Genomic DNA, 2,120 nt, shown 5'->3' with positions numbered 1-2,120 from the left:
CGGCGGGACACCGGCCCCGGGGGAGGGAGCGGTGGTTACCGTGCCGAGCCGGTGACGGGGTAGTGGTCGCTCATGTTGGTGTACGTGTAGCTCTTGCCCCAGCTGGTGACGGTCCAGGGCGCGGAGCGCTCGTCGACGACGTGGTTGGTCCAGCCGGCCGGGCGGGCGTGGCCGGCGCGGTGCAGGACGTGGTCGAGGTTCTCGCGCGGGTCGCTGGGGTAGCGGTCGAGCGCGATCGAGTTTTCCCGGGTGTCGAAGGAGTAGGCGAGGCCGGTGCGGTGGTCGGTGTCGACGAGGCCCGCGTCGCGCAGCATGGCCGCGTACTCGGCGCTGTGGGAGTCGACGTTGAAGTCCCCGGCGACGATGACCTGTTCGCCCGCGGGTATGCGCTTCGCGTTCAGGAACGCGTTCATCTCCTTGAACTGGGCGCTGCGCACCCGCTCGGCCTGACCGGCCGAGCAGCCGGGGTCGGTGGACTGGGCGTGGGTGCCGACGACGTGCACCTTCGTGCCGCGCACGTCCAGCACGCTGTAGACGAAGCCCTTGTTGGAGTACCAGTCCGCGCCGCAGCCCTCCTTGTAGACGAACTGCTCCTTGCGCACGACGGGCCACTTGCTGAGGATCGTGACGCCGCCGTCCTCGGGTGTGAGGGAGGAGTAGGCGCCGTGGGTGGCGTCCCAGCCGCTCTTGGAGCGGCCGAGGACCGGCGTCTGGTGGGGGTACTCCGCGGCGGCCTTGTTCATGAGCGTGCCGGAGGCGGCGTTGTCGAACGCCTCCTGGACCACCACGACGTCGTGGCCCTTGAAGTAGCCGTCGGTGGGGATGGTGGACGCCCGGTGCTCCTGGCCCCAGTTGGGGTAGAGCGTCTTGCTGAAGAGGAAGACGTTGTAGCTGAGGACGCTCAGCTTCGGTACGTCGGCCTGGGTGGTGGCCTGGGCGCCGGGCGCGGCGGCGAGGGCGCCGCCGGCGGTGAGCGCGGCGGCGACGAGGGTGGCCTGGAACGTGCGGAGTTTCCTGCTTCTGGGCACGCTGGACTCCCGTGAGGGGTGGAGGGTGAGGTGGGGGGTGGTGCGTTGACTTGTCTATTCAAGCAATGCGAGTTACCTCGGGGTAACCCCTCGGTGCCGAGAAACCGGACGGGTTGTGACGCCTCGCCGTACCGCTGTGTGAACGCATGTGGCGAAGGCATGTGCGCGCTGTGGGGAAAGGGCCGGGCCCGGGCGGGTACGGCGATTTCTCGCCAGCCCGCCCGGGCCCGGAAGCCGTGCCTCGTGCCGGAGTGCCGGTGGTGTCAGTCGCGCAGCAGCCCCGCCCGGCGCAGGGCGTCGGCCATCGCGCCGTCCGCGGGCGCCGAGCCCGACCCGCGCTGGCCGCGCGACTGCCCGCCGGACCGCGCGCCACGCTGTCCGCCGGACTGCTGCCCACCGCGTTGCCCGCCGGCCTGCCCGCCGCGCTGTCCGCCCCGCTGGTCACCTCGCGACGCGCCCCGCGCCTCGCCGCGCTGGCCGCCGCGCGGTCCCTCGCCGCCGCCCTGGCGGCCCGCGCCGCCTGAGCGGCGCGGGGCCGGCCGGCCGTCGGCCGTGACCTCGTCGTCCAGCCGCAGCGTCAGCGAGATCCGCTTGCGGTCCACGTCGACGGAGAGCACCTTGACCTTCACGATGTCGCCGGGCTTGACGACCTCGCGCGGGTCGCTCACAAACGACGTGGACATCGCGGAGACGTGCACCAGCCCGTCCTGGTGCACTCCGACGTCGACAAACGCGCCGAACGCGGCGACGTTGGTGACCACGCCCTCCAGCACCATGCCGGCGGTCAGGTCGCCGAGCTTCTCCACGCCCTCCTTGAAGGCCGCGGTCTTGAACGCCGGGCGCGGGTCGCGGCCCGGTTTCTCCAGCTCGCCCAGGATGTCGGTGACCGTCGGCAGGCCGAACCGGTCGTCGACGAACTTCTCCGGGCGCAGCGAGCGCAGCACCGCGGTGTTGCCGATCAGCGTCGCCACCGCGCCGCCGGTCTCGGTGGCCATGCGGCGCACCACCGGGTACGCCTCCGGGTGCACGCTGGAGGCGTCCAGCGGGTCGTCGCCCTCCCGGATGCGCAGGAAGCCGCCGCCAGCTCAAGGA

Annotated in this window: 1 protein-coding gene and 1 pseudogene; both read right to left on the bottom strand. The window is 72.2% G+C overall.

The genetic code is table 11. From position 1 onward, the window contains the following. Positions 1-35 precede the first annotated feature (35 nt). On the bottom strand, positions 36-1,028 hold the full coding sequence (sph, locus tag GL263_RS25500) for a sphingomyelin phosphodiesterase (RefSeq protein ID WP_182858103.1): 993 nt from the start codon (positions 1,026-1,028) through the stop codon (positions 36-38). A gap of 263 nt (positions 1,029-1,291) precedes the next feature. Then, positions 1,292-2,104: pseudogene (locus GL263_RS25495) on the bottom strand (S1 RNA-binding domain-containing protein); the annotation flags it as partial. Positions 2,105-2,120: the final 16 nt, after the last annotated feature.

It is taken from the genome of Streptomyces durbertensis (assembly GCF_014156695.1).
In the GTDB taxonomy this organism is placed as follows: Bacteria; Actinomycetota; Actinomycetes; order Streptomycetales; family Streptomycetaceae; genus Streptomyces; species Streptomyces durbertensis.
The sequence above is the reverse complement of the archived record's forward strand: the minus strand, read 5'-3'. Positions and strand labels throughout refer to the sequence as shown.